A 14,837-nucleotide genomic window follows, 5' to 3' on the forward strand; every position below is an offset into this window, starting at 1 on the left:
TCACCCGGCCGGGTTCTGGCCGGCAGGCCAATTCGAAAGCGGCCTGAACCTGGTCGATGCCGAAAGTGTGGGTCAGATAGGTTGCCAGCAGCCCGGGATGCTCGGCGGCGAATTTACTGGCAGCATCGAGCATCCGTCGACGATCAAGCGTCACACCGGATTTCAGCGTCAAGTTATTGCGCAGCATGGTGCGCATGCTGATCGGATAGCTGTCGTCATCGGCGACACCGAAGTAGAAGACGGTGCCGCCATGACCGGCGGCTTCGATCGCGTGGTTGAGGGTGGCGACCTGATGGCCGACGGCTTCGATCACGATGTCCGGCCGGTCATCGCGAGCCAGCTGACTGACCCACCGGTCGCTGGTGGCCCGAACCATGGTGTCGACGCCGAACTTTTCGGCGATGCCGGCGCGGTCGACCGGGTCGATACCCGTGACGTGCCGCGCGCCTGCCGCTTTGGCCGCACACGAGAACAGCAGCCCGATGGATCCTTGGCCGATGATGCCGACATGCCGACCGTCGAGGGCGGGCAACTGCTCGACGGCGTAGAGCACACAGGCCAACGGTTGCAGGCCGATGGCCTGCGCGGGGGTGAGCGCCGGATCGTACGGCGCCACCTGGTCGCCGTCGGTCACCACACGCTCCATCAACCCGTCGAACGCGGATGCCCAACCCACCACCCGATCACCGGGCCGGTGCTCGGGGTGGCGGCTGGCGATGACCTCCCCGACAACCTCATGGATCGGGAAGCCATCTTTTTCGGGGCCGCTGCGTCCGTCGTCACCCGGAAGTGGGCCGCGCACACCGCGAAATGCCGGCATGTCGCTGCCGCAGACCCCGGCGGCCACGAACCGCAACAGCACCTGGCGATCGCCGAGGCACTCGGGTGTCTTCTCGGGGATCGACGTCTTCTCGAATTGATACGGCGCGACGATCCGGTAGGACCACACGTCAGACCTCCACCGGCAGGCTGCTCCAGCCCCATTGAAAGCTCGACGGCGGCCGGAATGCGGACTCTTCGATGATCCGGTAGTCCCGTACGCGCCGCAGCCATTCTTCGATCATGATGGCTATTTCGAGACGAGCGACGTGGTAACCCAGACAGAAGTGCTGGCCCCGGCCGAAGGCGAGCGAGCGTTGGATGGGCCGGTTCCAGATGAATTCGTCTGGTTGCGGGTACTCGCGCTCATCGCGGTTGGCCGACGCGAGCAGGGAGATGACCCGCTGGCCCGGCTCGATGGTGGTGTCGTGGATGGTGAACGGCTTGCGCGCGGTTCGGGCGAACCACTGGGCGGGCGCGCAGTAGCGAATCATCTCCTCGCGGGCGACCGGCACGTTGGCTTTGGCGTCTGCTCGCACCGCGGCGAGTTGGTCGGGATGACGCAGCAGCTCCCACAACCCGTGGGCCACGATCTTGGGCACGGTTTCGGTCCCGCCGATGAACACGCACAACATCTGGGTGGCAACTTCGGCGTCGTCGAGCGCGCGGTCGTCGGGTAGCCGGTAGCCCATCAGCCCGTCCACCACTGGTAACGGGTCGTCCGACGTGTTGGTGCGTCGCTTCTTCACCGACGGGATCAGGTAGTCCAGGTAGTTTGGCCGCGACTGCGCGGTGTCGACGCCGCTACCGGGTTCGGCGAGGCTGCCCGCGTTGACCGAGGCGAGCACCTCCGATGCTAAATCAACTGGTATACCTAGGAATTCACACACCACGGATGCCGCGACGATTCCGCCGTACTCCTGGGTGAGGTCGAACTTCCGGCGGGGTAACAGCTGGTCGAGGCGCGCGTTGACCAGTTCGCGAATCCGGGTTTCCAGTTGCGCGGCCGCTCTCGGCCGGAACGGCTTGCTGTGAGCTTGGCGGACGCCGTCGTAGATCGGCGCATCGAAGACCGCGTGAAAAGGCAGTGGATTCAACGGCGGGTCGGCGACCGGCCCGTCGTTGTGGTGGGCCAGAGTCGAGGCGGGTGGCAGGGTGCCCTCCGAGGCGACGAACGTTCCGTCGACGACCGCCAGCACATCCCAGATATCGTCGAACCGCGACAACGCGAAGGTATCCCACTTGTCCAGGTAGTAGACCGGGTGGTGCTCGCGCAATATCCGGTAGTACGGCAGCGGGTCCGCCATCACCGCCGGGTCGAACGGATCGTACGAGAAATCTTGCAGTGCAGTCGCTTTCATTGCAACGGGGAAGGCGGTAGAGCTTGCAGTATCGAATCTTCCCAGCCGTCGCGAAGTGCCGGGGCGACGCTCATCCAGGTGACGATCTCGGCCGGCGGGTTGTCCTTCCACGACGGATAGTGCTCGGCGAAGCATTCCCAACCACCGTCGAGCGCCCAGTAGTGGATGACCTCGTTGTAGCGAAAGGTGGTGGTGAAAGAACCCAGCCAGCGTTTGCCGGTGCGTTCCGACCACGGCACGTAGAGCCGCTCCAGCTCGCGGATGTAGTCGTCTTGCCGACCCGGTTTGGTCTGCATGATTTCTTGAATCACCACCGACGCACTGAAATTGGCCTCGCGCAATTGGGCGAGCGTCTTGTTGCTCGGTCCCGGGTACACGATTCGCCCCTCCCCCGAGGCGCCGATGTCGGCGAGGAATGCCGACCATTTCCCGGCAGCCGCCTCGTGGCTGCCGCCGCGTGCCTGCGCCGCCCCGATGCGGGCATAGTCGGCGAACGCGTCGATCTCCCAGATGATGGTGACCTGCGGCCAGTGTCCGTTGTACGGGGTGGTTTCCCACAGGCAGAACAATCGGGCGCCCAGTTCTTCCATCATCGGCTGGTAGGTGTCGACGAATACCGCGGTGAAGCGGTCGCTTGTTCCAGAGCCCAGCGCGATCGTCTCGTGCAGGTAGAGCAGCGTATGGCTGTGGTACTTCCGCATCAGCCGACCGGGATCAGTTCGGAATCGACCGGTAGACAGGCCTTCATGTCGCTACGCAGCGTCTCGGTGGGGCCGACCGTAGCCGAAACGCCGGCCGCGGTCAGGGCGTGACGTTTGAATGCGCGCGCAGCGGCGCTCAGCACATGCTGCACGGTAATCGTCCGGTGCCCGACGGCTAACGGCCAACCGTCGTGCCAGAGCGTCACTTCCGTCAGCCAGCGGTCCAGCGCGGTGAGCACCTCCTGGCGAATTCGTGTATCCGAAGCGAACATCTCCGCGCTGACGGCTAGGCCGCGTGCCGCACATCCGGTACTGGCGGGTGGGATCTGCGAATCGAGTTCGGCGGCTTGCATTCCCAGGATCTGCAATGGTCGGGTATCGCACTGCTGCGGTAAGAGCACGCTGACCTCCCAACCGGCCCGCACCCGGTCGTACAGCCATCCCCCGACGGAGCACACCACATCGGCGGGATTGGAAGCGACAACGTCGAGGCGATATTTGAAGGTCCTCATCGCATCCGTTGCGAGTGAGTGATCTCTAGTGGTCACGCGACTCGCCCCCCTTCTGGGGGTTGTTCCGCAGCTGGGTGGCTGCGTCCCTTCCGCGCTTCGCGGCCACCTGCCCGGCCAGGCCGGGTCTCACGGTCGGCTCCACGCTTGACGGCGGCCCTGACTGGGCCGACGGCGCTATCACCCGTGGCGGGCACTTCGTAGCGCGCGAGGTTGATCGCGGCGTTGTCGTCGCGTTGATGGGTGGCCCCGCAGCCCCCGTCAACGGGGTCACAGGTCCAGTGTTGGGCCCAGCCGATGTTCTGCACACGCCCGCAGGTGTGGCAGGTTTTCGAGGACGGATACCAGCGGTCGGCAACGGTGAGATGTGATCCGTACCAACGGGTTTTGTAGCCCAATTGGCGGCGGGGCTCACCCAGTGCCGAGTCTGAGAGGCCACGGCGGCGGGCGCGTGCACCAGTCGGGCCTTTTTGCCGAAGCATCCCGGCCGCATCCAGACCTTCGACCACGATCTCGCCGTGGGTCTTGGCGAGACGAGTGGTCAAGCAATGGATGTGATAACCGCGTATGTCGGCGACCCGGCGATAAAGCCGGGAAATCTGTTGTGCCGTTTCGATATAACGGCGAGAACCGCGGCTGCGACGGGACTTTCGCCGTGACAGGTGACGCAGTTCTTTCAATGCCGTCTCCAACGGCCTCGGGTTCAGGACCCGCTCGACGACCTCACCGGTGTTGTCGGCGATGGTGGCGAGCACCCGGACCCCGACATCGACCCCGACACGTGAATCAGGGATGGCGACACGGGGCTGTGGGCGTTGCACCAGAACGCGGAACGCCGCGACCAGCCGGGCTCCCTTGCGCGATACGGTGACCGCCAGAATCCGGGCCTTGCCCTTGGCCAGCAGACGTTGCAGACGGCGGGTGTTCTCATGCACTCGCACGCACCCAATCCTGGGCAGGGTGACATGTCGCCGGTCAGATTCGATGCGGATGGCGCCGGTTGTGAAGGTGACCCGGTCACGATCGCGGCCCTTCCTCGCGAATCTGGGGAAGCCCACCCGCTTCCCAGCACGCTTCCCCGACCTGGACTGTTGCCAATTCCAGTAGGCTTCCACGGCCGCCCGGATGCCATCAGCGAACGCTTCTTTGGAGATCGCCGGCCACCACACCTCGCCAGCCTCGGCGTCAATGCACTCGTTGTCCTTCACCCGGTTCCAGCGGGCCCGCATCCCGATAAACGACGGCTTGTCGGTTTCCACACCGGTGGCCCGGTAGGCGCCGATGTCGGATTTGAGGGTGCGCACCGCCCAGTTGCGGGCGTACCGCCGGCCCCCGAACTGCCGCCGCAGACACGCGGCCTGCTCGGGTGTGCAGTCCAAGGCAAACTGGAACGCCTGCACCGTCCAGCCCGCAGAGACCTCGAACTTCGCCATCAGGTGAGCCGACCTACCTTCCGCGCCGGGACCGCCAACAGCCCAGCGCGGAACCAGCCATACGCGGTCACTCGAGCAACACCGTCGCGCTCCGCCCACGTCGACAAATTCATACACCCGTTCCTACAAAACACCACCGACAACGACCGACCACTCAACCCGCAACAGTTAGCATCCCTTAAGCAGATCGAACGTCCCACCGGTTCCGGGGCTCATCCGTCCCGACCGACCCAGCGTGACACTTCTACGTCAATCTGTAAAGCCTCGATCGGGTCACAAGGGGCGCCGTGCCGCCAGTTCGGCAAGAACTTCGTCGGTGTGCGCACCAAGCTGCGGCGCGGTGGACCGCGGCGCCCACGGCGTGCCGTGGAAATCCGCCGGTGTCGCAACCATCGGCACAACCGCGCGCGTGTCCCCTCCGGCGGGCACGTCGACCACGCCGCCGGCGGCGTGGAATTGCTCGTCGGCGACGACATCCTCGATCGTGTTGACCGGCGACCAGAAGAAATCCGGTTCGCCCGCGAAGATCTCCGCCCATTGGTCAAGGGGCTTGGTGGCAAAGATCTGGTCCAGCTCGGCAATCAGCTCGACACCGTTGACGGCGCGTGACCGCGCGGACGAGAAGCGCGGATCGGTCAACCAGTCGGCGCGGCCGACGGCTCGGCACAACGGCGGCCAGTGCCGCTCGGCCTCCAGCCCCACAATCCAGAACCGCCGGCCATCCCCTGCGGCGTAGTTGTTCATGCACGGGTTGCCCATCGTCTCCCGTTGGCCGACGGCGATGGGCTGACCCGCCATCAGGTAGGTGTTCAGGTCGAAGCTCACCGTGTAGGCACCCTGCCGATACAGCGAGGTCGTCACCAGCTGCCCTGAACCGGTTCGGTCCCGGGCCACCAACGCGGCGCAGATTGCCGCCGCCAGCGTCATGCCGGCGCTGTGATCGCCCATGCCGCCGCGCTGAAACGGCGGCGTGTCACCGGGCCGGGTGAGCAGATGGGCCACCCCGGCGCGCGACCAGAACGCCGCGATGTCGTAGGCCGCCCGGTCGGCGTCGGGCCCGGTTTCGCCGTAGCCGGTGATCAGCCCGTAGACAAGCCGCGGGTTGTCCGGAGCCACCGACACGAAGTCAATCCCAAGCCGTTGCAACGCGCCGGGGCGGACGTTGGTCACGAACACGTCGGCGCCGCTGATCAATTCGAGAGCGGTGGCACGGCCACTGTCGGTGGTGAGGTCGAGGACGACGCTGCGCTTCGAGCGGTTGTCCATCTCGAATGGCGGGCTGATGTCGATATCGAGGCCCAACATCCTGCCGAACATCCGCCCGGGGTCGCCGGTCGGCGGCTCGATTTTGACCACGTCCGCACCCCAATCGGCGAGGATGCCACCCGCCGCGGGGCCAGCCACCCAGACGCCGAGCTCCACGATTTTGATGCCTTCCATCGGTCCGGCCATGCCCGGCATCCTCTCACCGATGCCGTGCCCCGCGATGCCAGTTGATGCCGCTATACGCTGACCACCAGGATGAGCACGACGGACCGGGAGGCTTTGTGAGTCTGGTCGCCGGGCGCGGGCCGTTCAGCAACGAGCCCGCCGGGTGGTTTTCACCCGAGTTGCCCTCCGATGTCGTCTATGTCGAACCCCATCCCCGGCGCGTTCAGGCTGTCCGCGGCGGGAGCATGGTGATCGACACCGAGCGAGCGCTGTTGGTGCACCGGCGAAATCACCCGCTCAGCTATGCATTTCGCGCTGACGAGGTGCATGGTCTGCCCGGTGAGCCGGTTCCAGAGGCGCCCGGATTCGTCCGCGTGCCGTGGGACGCGGTGGACACCTGGATCGAAGAGGGACGCACGCTGGTGCACTACCCGCCGAACCCGTACCACCGCGTCGACTGCCGCCCCGCCACGCGTCGGCTGCGCGTCACGATCGCCGGGACCACGCTGGTGGACACCGACGACACCGTGATCGTGTTCGAGACGGCGCTGGAACCTCGCCTGTACGTCGATCCGTCGCACGTGCACACCGACCTGCTGCGGCAAACGGACACTTCGACGTATTGCAATTACAAAGGCGTCGCGACCTATTGGTCCGCCCTGGTCGGCGACGCGAAAGTCGAGGACGTGGCGTGGAGCTACCACGACCCGCCACCGGAAAGCCTGCCCATCAAAGGATTTCTCAGCTTCGACGCCACCCGCGCTGAAGTTCTTGCCGAACTTCCTGACTCGGTGGCGCCTCAAGACCTCGGCGGCGAATAGTTGGGGCGGCCGAGCCCCAGCGCGTGCTCGGCGATCATGTTGCGGAACACCTCCAGGGTGCCGCCGTAGATACCGGTCGGCGAGGCCAGCCGGAAAATGTATTCGGCGCCACCGTCGTCGGCGGCTCCGTTGGTGTCGACCGGCAACGCCGACGCGGCACCCAGCACGTCCATCAGCTCCGGCGCGACGTCGCGCATGGTCTGTGCGTTCGCCACCCGCCCGAACATTCCCGGGGTGCTCAGCGCCGCCTCCGTGCGAGCGATACTGCGGCCCAGCCGATACGCGACCGACGTGTCGTCGAGCAGCCGACGCCCGTCGGCGCCCGGTTGGGCGACCAACGCGGCGATCCTGTCGATCGCCTCGGCCATCAGGGTCACGTGTTCGCTCATCACTGCGATTCTCTGCAGGCCGTCGTCACCGCCGTCAACGGTGCCGTGCTCGACGTCGAGCGCCGCCCGCAGCACCGCCCACCCGCCGTTGACGTCACCGATCCGGTATTTGTCGTCGACCCGCACGTCGCTGTAGTAGACGACGTTGGTCCGGTCGCCGTCGATGGTGCGGATGGGCTGGATCTCGACGCCCGGCGAGTCCAGCGGCACCAGGAACATGGTCAGGTTCTTGTGCTTCGGCGCGTCCGGATCGGTGTTGGTGAGCAGGAAGACGTATTTGGCGTTGTGGGCATTGGAGGTAAACATCTTGGAGCCGTTGACAACCCAGCATCCGCCGTCGCGAACCGCGCGGGTCTTGCACGTCGCCACATCGGAGCCGCCCTCCGGCTCGGTGTAACCCAGGCACAGCCGGATATGGCCGGAGAGCACCCCGGGCAGCACCTCATCGGCGAGCTCGGCGGATCCGAATTGCTGCACCTTCCGGGCCACCATGGCGGTGGTACCCCAGTGGAACCACGGGGTGTGCGCGCGGCCGATCTCCAAATCCCAGATCCGCCGGCGCAGCGAGCCGAAGCCGCCTTCCGATGCGTCCTTCCAGTCGGCGGCCAAATAGCCCTCGGCACCGAACGCCAGATGCACACCCGCGTCGAAATTCTCCCCGGTTTCCCGGTCGCGTCGGCGCACCTCGTCGGTGACGTGGACGCCGAGGAACGCCCGCAACCGATCACGGAATTCCTGGTCTTCCGTGGAGAGTTCGACGACGGAAAAGTCCATGACGGCTACAGCCGCGCCTCGGTTTTGATGGCGTTGTCGGTGGTGCGCAACGGGCGAATCATCGCCTCCTGCGCGAACGAGGCGATCAGCTCACCCTCTTGCGTGTGCACGGCGCCGCGGACATAGGACATGCCCGCGCCGACCTGGGTGCTCTCGTGCGTGTACAACAGCCAGCCCGACCATGACACCGGCTCGTGGAAGCTCACCGTCACCGTCAGCGGCGCGGTGGACACGGTCAAATGCGACTGGCTGGTGCCGATGCCTTCGTGGGCACGCATCGTGGTCGAGATGCCCAGATGCCCAGTGAAATACGCGATCAGCGCCTTCGCCAAATCGTCGCGGGTCGGGATCGGGTCGTAGCGCAGCCAGGCGTACAGCTCCGGCGGCCCGACTTCGTCGGGGCTGTTGATATCGACCACGTCGACCAGCCGGAGCTCCCGCCCGACCATCGGCATCGGCGAGAAGTTCGCATCCGCGGGCGCCACCACATCGGGACGGGGCAGCTGGTGGCGGATGACATCGGCCGACGGCACATCGGCGAAGGCGATGACGGTGATGCAGCGTCGGCCGTTCTGTTGCACGCCGACGACCGCGGTGGCGGTGGAGCGGCCCTCGTGGACGACGTCGATGTCGAATTCAACGGGCTGCCCGACCATGACAGCGCGCGAGAACACCGCGTGCACCGACCGAACCGACTTGTCCGCAAACCTTTTGGCCGCCGCGACGATCGCTTGGGCCAACACCTGCGTGCCTTCCACCACCTGCCGTTCGTCGTCGCCGGCGATCCCGGTGTCGCCGCTGAACTGGTCAGGCGCTTTCGCGCGCACATCGAACAAGTCGAGCAAGCCGGTAACCGACCAATGCGTCTGCTCAGATTCCGTGGTCACTCAGCGAGCGTGACATTTCCACCGAATCTTGTAAAGGCTTACCCGCCGCACACTCGATCTCAGCCGGCATCGATCACCAGAGTCTGGAATCGCTCGATCGTGTCGATGACGTGCGCCAGGCTGTCGCCCGGCAACCCCACCTGCAGCCAGGTGACGCCGAGCGCGGCCAGCTTCTCCATGCCCGTCAGGTAGGCGTCCGCGTTGAAGTCGTCGCGTGCCGGGCTGCCACCGTCGAAATTGGTGAAGACCACGTCGAACTTCGACCAGTCCCGGCCGGCTTCGTCAACACGGCGACGCAGGTCGGCGATGCCGTCGGCGAGCACTTCGAGCGAGTCGATGCTCGCGGTGCGAGCAGTCTGGGCCAGGGCGGGAGGCGCGGGGAACGGACACCACCCGTCGCCCTTGTGCGCGACGCGCCGCCGCGCGGCCCCGGTGTTTCCACCGACCCAGATCGGCGGATGGGGCTCGCTCACCGGTCGGGGGTGGGCGGTGATCCCGGTGGCGGTGAAGTGCTTCCCCTCGTACGAGACGTCATCGGTGGTCCAGATGGCCCGGATCACGTCCAGGGCTTCATCGAACAGCTCGGCCCGTTGCTCGTAGTCAACGCCCAGGGCGGCGAACTCCCGCTTGAGATAGCCGACTCCGACCGCGAGGGTGAATCGGCCGCCGGACAGCAAATCCAGCGACGCACCAGACTTGGCTACTAGGAACGGATTTCGATAAGGCAACACCACAATGTTCGGAATCAGCCGCAACGTGGTGGTCCGAGCCGCGGCGAACCCCAGAGTCACAAACGGGTCCAGTGCGTCGTGTCCGCCGGCCTCGAGCCAGCGCTGCGTCGGAGCGGGGTGGTCGGTCAAACCGAAGCCACCGAAGCCGGCTGATTCCGCTGCCACCGCTACCGCGGCGATGCCGTCACCGCTGACCAGTTCCGGGTTGTACGGGTGGCTATGCATGGGGTGGGTGATGGTGAAATGCATCTGCCGCTTTCTTTAGCCGAGCGCCGAGAAGTATCCCTGCGAAATTACTGCGTGACACTTATACGATAATCTGTAAAGTTAGCCGGGCGGTCGCCCGGTCGGATCGAGCGCCACAGGGAGGTGACGCAGTTGGGCGTTGTGACCACGAGTTCGGAAACCGCCTTCGCTCGATCGCCCGAGACCATCTACGACTTCGTCGCGAACCCGGTGAATTGGACCAAGACCTCCTACAAACACGCGGCGATCGCACGAGAATTGGATGCGGTCGATGACGGCAACCACTGATAGCACTGAGGGGCTGACGCCACTGGCCACCGGCTTCTGTTTCGGTGAAGGCCCGCGCTGGTTCGAGGGGCTGCTGTGGTTCTCCGACATGCTCGGCGAGGCCGTGCACACCGTCGACCCGGGTGGCTCGCTGACCACCTTGCCATTGCCTGGGCATTCGCCCTCGGGCCTGGGATTCCGGCCGGACGGCTCACTGCTGATCGTGTCGACCGAGAACCGGCAGCTGTTGCGCTACGACGGTGAGAGTGTCATCACGATCGCCGATCTGAGCGACGTCGCACCGGCCGACCTCGGCGACATGGTCGTCGACCACCTCGGACGCGCCTACATCGGGTCGCAGGCCTTCCAGGGCGGCGTCATCGTGTGCGTCGATCCGGACAACAGCGTGCGGGTGGTCGCGCAAGATCTCGACTTCCCGAACGGTATGGCGATCACGGCCGACCATCAGACCCTGATCGTCGCGGAGTCGATCGGCCGGCGACTGAGCGCGTTCCGCATCGGCGGCGACGGCGGGCTGTCGGATCGACGGGTGTTCGCCGATGGTCTCGACGGCCCGCCCGACGGCATCAGTCTCGACGCCGATGGCGGCGTGTGGACGGCGATGACGCTGGCGCACCAGTTCGAGCGCATCGTCGAGGGCGGCCCCAGCGGACAAGTCACTCATCGCATCGACATCGGCGACCGCGCCGCGATCGCCTGCATGCTCGGCGGCTCCGCGCGGCGCACGTTGTTCATGTTGTCGAGCACCGACGCCTTTCCCAAGCGGTTGATCGGTACCCGGCTGTCTCGGCTCGACACGGTGATCGTGGATACTCCCGGCGCCGGCCTGCCCTGAAAGGTGAACGATGACCGATTCCTACTACGAGGTGATCGATCACGCCGACCCGTCCGGCGAAAAGTTCCGTGCCACAGACCTGGTGAGAAGCACGTGGTCGGCGGCGCTACAACATGCCGCGCCGGTGTCGGCGCTGTTGGTCCGGGCGCTCGAGCGCTGCGCTGCACGCGACGACACCCGGCTGAGCCGGGTCGTGATCGACTTGCTGGGTCCGGTTCCGGCCGAAGGTGATTTGTGGGTTCGCTCGCAAGTCGAGCGGCCCGGCAAGCAGATCGAGCTGATCAGCGCCGAGATGCTGGCGCTGGGTCCCGACGGTCGGCCCCGGCCGACAGCCCGGGCCAGCGGATGGCGGCTGCAGCAGCTCGATACCGCCGAGTTGATCCATGCGGCCGAACCGCTGCCGCGTCCGGTTAGCGAGGGCCGCAGCCGCAATCTCGAAAAGGATTGGGACCGTAACTATGTGCACAGCCTGGACTGGCGCTGGCTGACCGAACCCCTGAACGATGGTCCGGGAGAATCCTGGATCAAGCCGACGGTAAACCTGGTCAACGGCGAGGTGATGACGCCGTTGGAGCGGCTGTTCGCGGTGGCCGACTGCGCCAATGGCATCGGTTCCAAACTCGACATCCGCAAGTGGACGTTCCTGAACAACGACCTCGTCGTCCACGTGCACCGCATTCCCGACGGCGACTGGATCGGCATCCGTGCGGAAACCAATTACGGGCCAGACGGTATCGGTACGACGGTGGGCACCCTGTTCGACGAGACCGGAGCTGTGGGCAGCATCCAGCAGTCGGTGTTGGTGCGCCGACGGCCGCGGTCTTAGACCAGCGCCGAGATCGACACTAGCGCAGTTTTTTTCGTGGTTTTTCACGCTAACGTCGATCTCGACGCTAGTTGGGTCTAGGCTCCTTCGCCGATGTCGATGCGGGAATCGGCGGGATGACGTCGACGACGCGCAGATGCGTCCGGGGCGAGGCGAGCACCGTCGCGATCAGACATCCAATGTCGCCGGGTTTTATCCCGCTGCCGGTCGATCGGATGATCGAGGCTCGCACGCCGGTTCCGACGAATTCGGCGTCCAGGCCGGCCACCCAGGCTTCGAGCATCCGATCCGCCGTCGCCGGCGACGGCCCGACCAGACTGGGACTGATCAGCACGACGTCACCGCATTGGTTGTCGATCATCTGCGGGACGACTCGTGCCGCAAGGTGCTGCGCGCCAACCCAGGAACCGTTGGTGAGGCCCGCAGCGCTGACCAACACGTCGACCGACCCGATCAAGTAGTCGGCGGACTCGACGAACCGATCGATGGAGGGCGGATCGGCCAGGTCCAGGTAGGCGGCGAAGGCCGCCACGCCGTCGGCGCGGAGACGGGCCGCGAATCGCTCACAGATGGCGGTCCGACGGGTTCCCATCAACACCAGATCCCCGCCGGCCGCCAACCGCGCCGCGGTCGCAAGCGCGACGGACGACGAGGCTTCGGTGATGACAATTGCTCTGGAGGCCCTGCATTGACTCACGATGGACGCCGATCGGCGGCGATGCGACGGGCCCCGGCTAAGATTCGGTGGTCAGCTACCTGGCGTGGGGGCGATGAGGCCCTGGCGAGGGACCTAGACAGTGACACCAAAACAGCGTGACACTTAGGCCAAATTTTGTAAAGTTTGGGGTATGGAGCAGACGCCGACCATCGAAGGCGACACCTCGACGCAGCAGCGGATCCTTGCCGCCACCGCTGAGGTCCTCGGCCGCAACGGCAAACGCAAACTCAGCCTGTCCGACGTTGCTATCCAGGCGGGGGTGTCGAGGCCGACGCTCTACAGGTGGTTCGCCTCGAAAGAGGAACTGCTCTCGGCGTTCTCCCGCTACGAGCGACAGAGCTTCGAAAGCGGCATGAGCCGGGCGACAGCCGGCCTCAGAGGTCCCGACAAGCTCGACGCGGCGCTGCGGTTCATCGTCGAGTACCAGCATTCCTACACGGGCGTGCGGATGGTCGATATCGAACCCGAGCACGTCATCACCCAGTTCTCAAACGTCATCCCGCAGATGCGGGACGGTCTGCAGCGGCTGATACCCGGTCCCAACGCCGCGGTGAAGGCGGCAACCGCGATCCGGGTGGCGTTTTCGCACTACATGATCCGCAGTGACGACGCCGATCAGTTCTTGGCCCAACTGCGCCACGCGGTGGGCATCAAGGCCCCCGATTGATCAGTCGAACAGCACCGCGGCATTGAGGTAGCCGGTCGGGTCGAAGGCCGCCTTGAGCGTTCGCATCGCCGCGATATCGGCGGCCTCGCGGGACATGCCGACGTACCTGCGTTTGCGGCTGCCGATCCCGTGTTCGGAGCTGACATTGCCCCCGCATGCTGCGATCAGGTCCATCATCGCCGCGTACAGATCGCGTTCCTGCTTCTCGCCACAACGCAGCACGTTGAGATGCAGGTTGCCCTCCCCGATGTGCCCGAACAGCACGCCGACGGCGTCGGGTGCGTGGCGCCGCAGTAACGCGTCCGCGTCGTGGGCGAACGTCGCGACCGCCGACAGCGGCAGCGAGACGTCGAACTTCAGCGGCGGCCCGTAGACACCAAGGACCTCGGCCAACGATTCCCGCACCCGCCAAAGCCGTTGTTGCGCGGCCACATCAACGCCGACCGCCGGCTCGCCACAGGTGCCCACCCCCTCCAGAGCGTCGGCGAGCCGCTCAGTCTGGTCGTGATCGGATGCCAGTTCCACCAACAGCAACCAGTCACCGCGCACCGGCGCGGCCAGGCCCAGATGCTCCTCCGTCAGCGCGCTGGCCCGGCCGTCGATCAATTCCAGGGCGGCGATGCCGTCCAGGTCGCGAAACAGGCGGGCCGCCTCGACCAGCGCGTCGAGGTCATCGAAGCCACACACCGCCGTCACTCGATGCGGCGGATCCGGGTGTAGCCGCAGATCGAGCGCGGTGATCACGCCCAGCGTCCCCTCGGCACCGACGAACAGCGCCGGCAGGTCATAGCCGGTGTTGTCCGCCCGCACCCGGGAATGCCGGCGTACCACCGACCCGTCGGGCAAAGCGACGTCCAGACCAATCACCTGCTCGCCCATGTTGCCGTACCGCACGGTGCGCAACCCGCCGGCGTTGGTCGAGGCCATCCCCCCGACGGTGGCGCTGTCGCGCGCCGCCAGGTCAACCCCGAACACCAAGCCGGCCGCGGCCGCCGCGTGCTGCACCGCGGCCAATGTGGCCCCTGCCCCGGCCTCGACGCGGCGTTCGATCGTGTCGACATCACTTATGGCGCAAAGCCGCTCGGTCGACAACAGCAGATCGTCGTGCTCGGGAACGGTGCCGGCCACCAACGAGGTACGACCGCCCTGGACGGTCACGTAGGTCCCAGCGTCTCGGCAGACCCGCAGCACCTCGGCGACTTCGTTCGCCGAGCCCGGACGAACCAGGGCGCTGGCCCGCCCGCGGTAACGGCCGGTGTGGTCGACGCTGCGGCCGGCCAGCACATCGGGGTCGGTGCTGACATGCCTCGGTCCCACCACCGATGACACGGTTTGCAGCACACTCGAGGCCATGGCGACGGTGTATCACACGCCCGGCGACGATGCAGATCCCGCCCGGGG

At 66.0% G+C, this 14,837-nt stretch carries 15 protein-coding genes and 2 pseudogenes; 5 read left to right on the plus strand and 12 right to left on the minus strand.

The genetic code is table 11. From position 1 onward, the window contains the following. The 7 genes and pseudogenes from VNW74_RS28045 to VNW74_RS28075 form a co-directional block, all read right to left on the minus strand. A partial coding sequence (locus tag VNW74_RS28045) for a zinc-binding dehydrogenase (protein WP_325682958.1) occupies positions 1-949 on the minus strand: 949 nt, incomplete at its 3' end. A 1-nt stretch (position 950) separates the two neighbouring features. Further along, complete coding sequence (locus VNW74_RS28050; RefSeq protein ID WP_325682962.1) at positions 951-2,180, minus strand: cytochrome P450; 1,230 nt, start codon at positions 2,178-2,180, stop codon at positions 951-953. After that, positions 2,177-2,881 (minus strand): NIPSNAP family protein, encoded by a 705-nt coding sequence (locus VNW74_RS28055; RefSeq protein WP_325682964.1) that lies wholly within the window; start codon positions 2,879-2,881, stop codon positions 2,177-2,179. The genes VNW74_RS28050 and VNW74_RS28055 overlap by 4 nt, the downstream gene beginning before the upstream one ends. Then, positions 2,881-3,393, minus strand: a complete 513-nt coding sequence (locus tag VNW74_RS28060) for a hypothetical protein (protein WP_325682966.1) — start codon at positions 3,391-3,393, stop codon at positions 2,881-2,883. Before VNW74_RS28060 ends, VNW74_RS28055 begins: the two co-directional genes overlap by 1 nt. A gap of 32 nt (positions 3,394-3,425) precedes the next feature. Next, positions 3,426-4,823, minus strand: a complete 1,398-nt coding sequence (tnpB, locus tag VNW74_RS28065; protein WP_325682968.1) for an IS607 family element RNA-guided endonuclease TnpB — start codon at positions 4,821-4,823, stop codon at positions 3,426-3,428. 5 nt (positions 4,824-4,828) lie between these two features. After that, a pseudogene (locus VNW74_RS28070) lies at positions 4,829-4,936 on the minus strand (IS607 family transposase); the annotation flags it as partial. 160 nt (positions 4,937-5,096) lie between these two features. Next, complete coding sequence (locus VNW74_RS28075; protein ID WP_325682970.1) at positions 5,097-6,275, minus strand: CoA transferase; 1,179 nt, start codon at positions 6,273-6,275, stop codon at positions 5,097-5,099. 95 nt (positions 6,276-6,370) lie between these two features. On the opposite strand from VNW74_RS28075, the gene VNW74_RS28080 reads away from it, so the two are divergent. After that, a complete protein-coding gene (locus VNW74_RS28080; RefSeq protein WP_325682972.1) occupies positions 6,371-7,075 on the plus strand; it encodes a DUF427 domain-containing protein in 705 nt (234 codons plus the stop codon). On the opposite strand, the gene VNW74_RS28085 is transcribed toward VNW74_RS28080, so the two are convergent. The 3 genes from VNW74_RS28085 to VNW74_RS28095 are packed head-to-tail and all read right to left on the minus strand — an operon-like array spanning position 7,054 to position 10,105. Beyond that, a complete protein-coding gene (locus VNW74_RS28085; protein WP_325682974.1) occupies positions 7,054-8,238 on the minus strand; it encodes an acyl-CoA dehydrogenase family protein in 1,185 nt (394 codons plus the stop codon). The two genes, VNW74_RS28080 and VNW74_RS28085, sit on opposite strands and share 22 nt — an antisense overlap. 5 nt (positions 8,239-8,243) lie before the next feature. After that, positions 8,244-9,125, minus strand: a complete 882-nt coding sequence (locus VNW74_RS28090) for an acyl-CoA thioesterase (protein WP_325682976.1) — start codon at positions 9,123-9,125, stop codon at positions 8,244-8,246. Positions 9,126-9,184: 59 nt separating this feature from the next. Next, positions 9,185-10,105 (minus strand): LLM class F420-dependent oxidoreductase, encoded by a 921-nt coding sequence (locus VNW74_RS28095; RefSeq protein ID WP_325682978.1) that lies wholly within the window; start codon positions 10,103-10,105, stop codon positions 9,185-9,187. A gap of 129 nt (positions 10,106-10,234) precedes the next feature. On the opposite strand from VNW74_RS28095, the pseudogene VNW74_RS28100 reads away from it, so the two are divergent. The 3 genes and pseudogenes from VNW74_RS28100 to VNW74_RS28110 all read left to right on the plus strand — a co-directional run. Next, positions 10,235-10,330: pseudogene (locus VNW74_RS28100) on the plus strand (SRPBCC family protein); the annotation flags it as partial. 43 nt (positions 10,331-10,373) lie between these two features. Beyond that, a complete protein-coding gene (locus VNW74_RS28105) occupies positions 10,374-11,225 on the plus strand; it encodes an SMP-30/gluconolactonase/LRE family protein (RefSeq protein WP_325682980.1) in 852 nt (283 codons plus the stop codon). 10 nt (positions 11,226-11,235) lie between these two features. Next, entirely contained in the window at positions 11,236-12,051 is an 816-nt protein-coding gene (locus tag VNW74_RS28110; protein WP_325682982.1) for a thioesterase family protein, read from the plus strand. Positions 12,052-12,118: 67 nt separating this feature from the next. Here VNW74_RS28110 and VNW74_RS28115 read toward each other — a convergent pair whose 3' ends face one another. Then, positions 12,119-12,748 (minus strand): SDR family NAD(P)-dependent oxidoreductase, encoded by a 630-nt coding sequence (locus tag VNW74_RS28115; RefSeq protein ID WP_325682984.1) that lies wholly within the window; start codon positions 12,746-12,748, stop codon positions 12,119-12,121. A 151-nt stretch (positions 12,749-12,899) separates the two neighbouring features. Between VNW74_RS28115 and VNW74_RS28120 the strand changes: the two genes are divergently transcribed. Next, complete coding sequence (locus VNW74_RS28120) at positions 12,900-13,436, plus strand: TetR/AcrR family transcriptional regulator (protein WP_325682986.1); 537 nt, start codon at positions 12,900-12,902, stop codon at positions 13,434-13,436. Here VNW74_RS28120 and VNW74_RS28125 read toward each other — a convergent pair whose 3' ends face one another. Next, positions 13,437-14,789, minus strand: a complete 1,353-nt coding sequence (locus VNW74_RS28125; protein WP_414686808.1) for an FAD-binding oxidoreductase — start codon at positions 14,787-14,789, stop codon at positions 13,437-13,439. Positions 14,790-14,837: the final 48 nt, after the last annotated feature.

The sequence above is a fragment of the Mycobacterium sp. genome (genome assembly GCF_035570115.1).
Taxonomy (GTDB): Bacteria; Actinomycetota; Actinomycetes; order Mycobacteriales; family Mycobacteriaceae; genus Mycobacterium.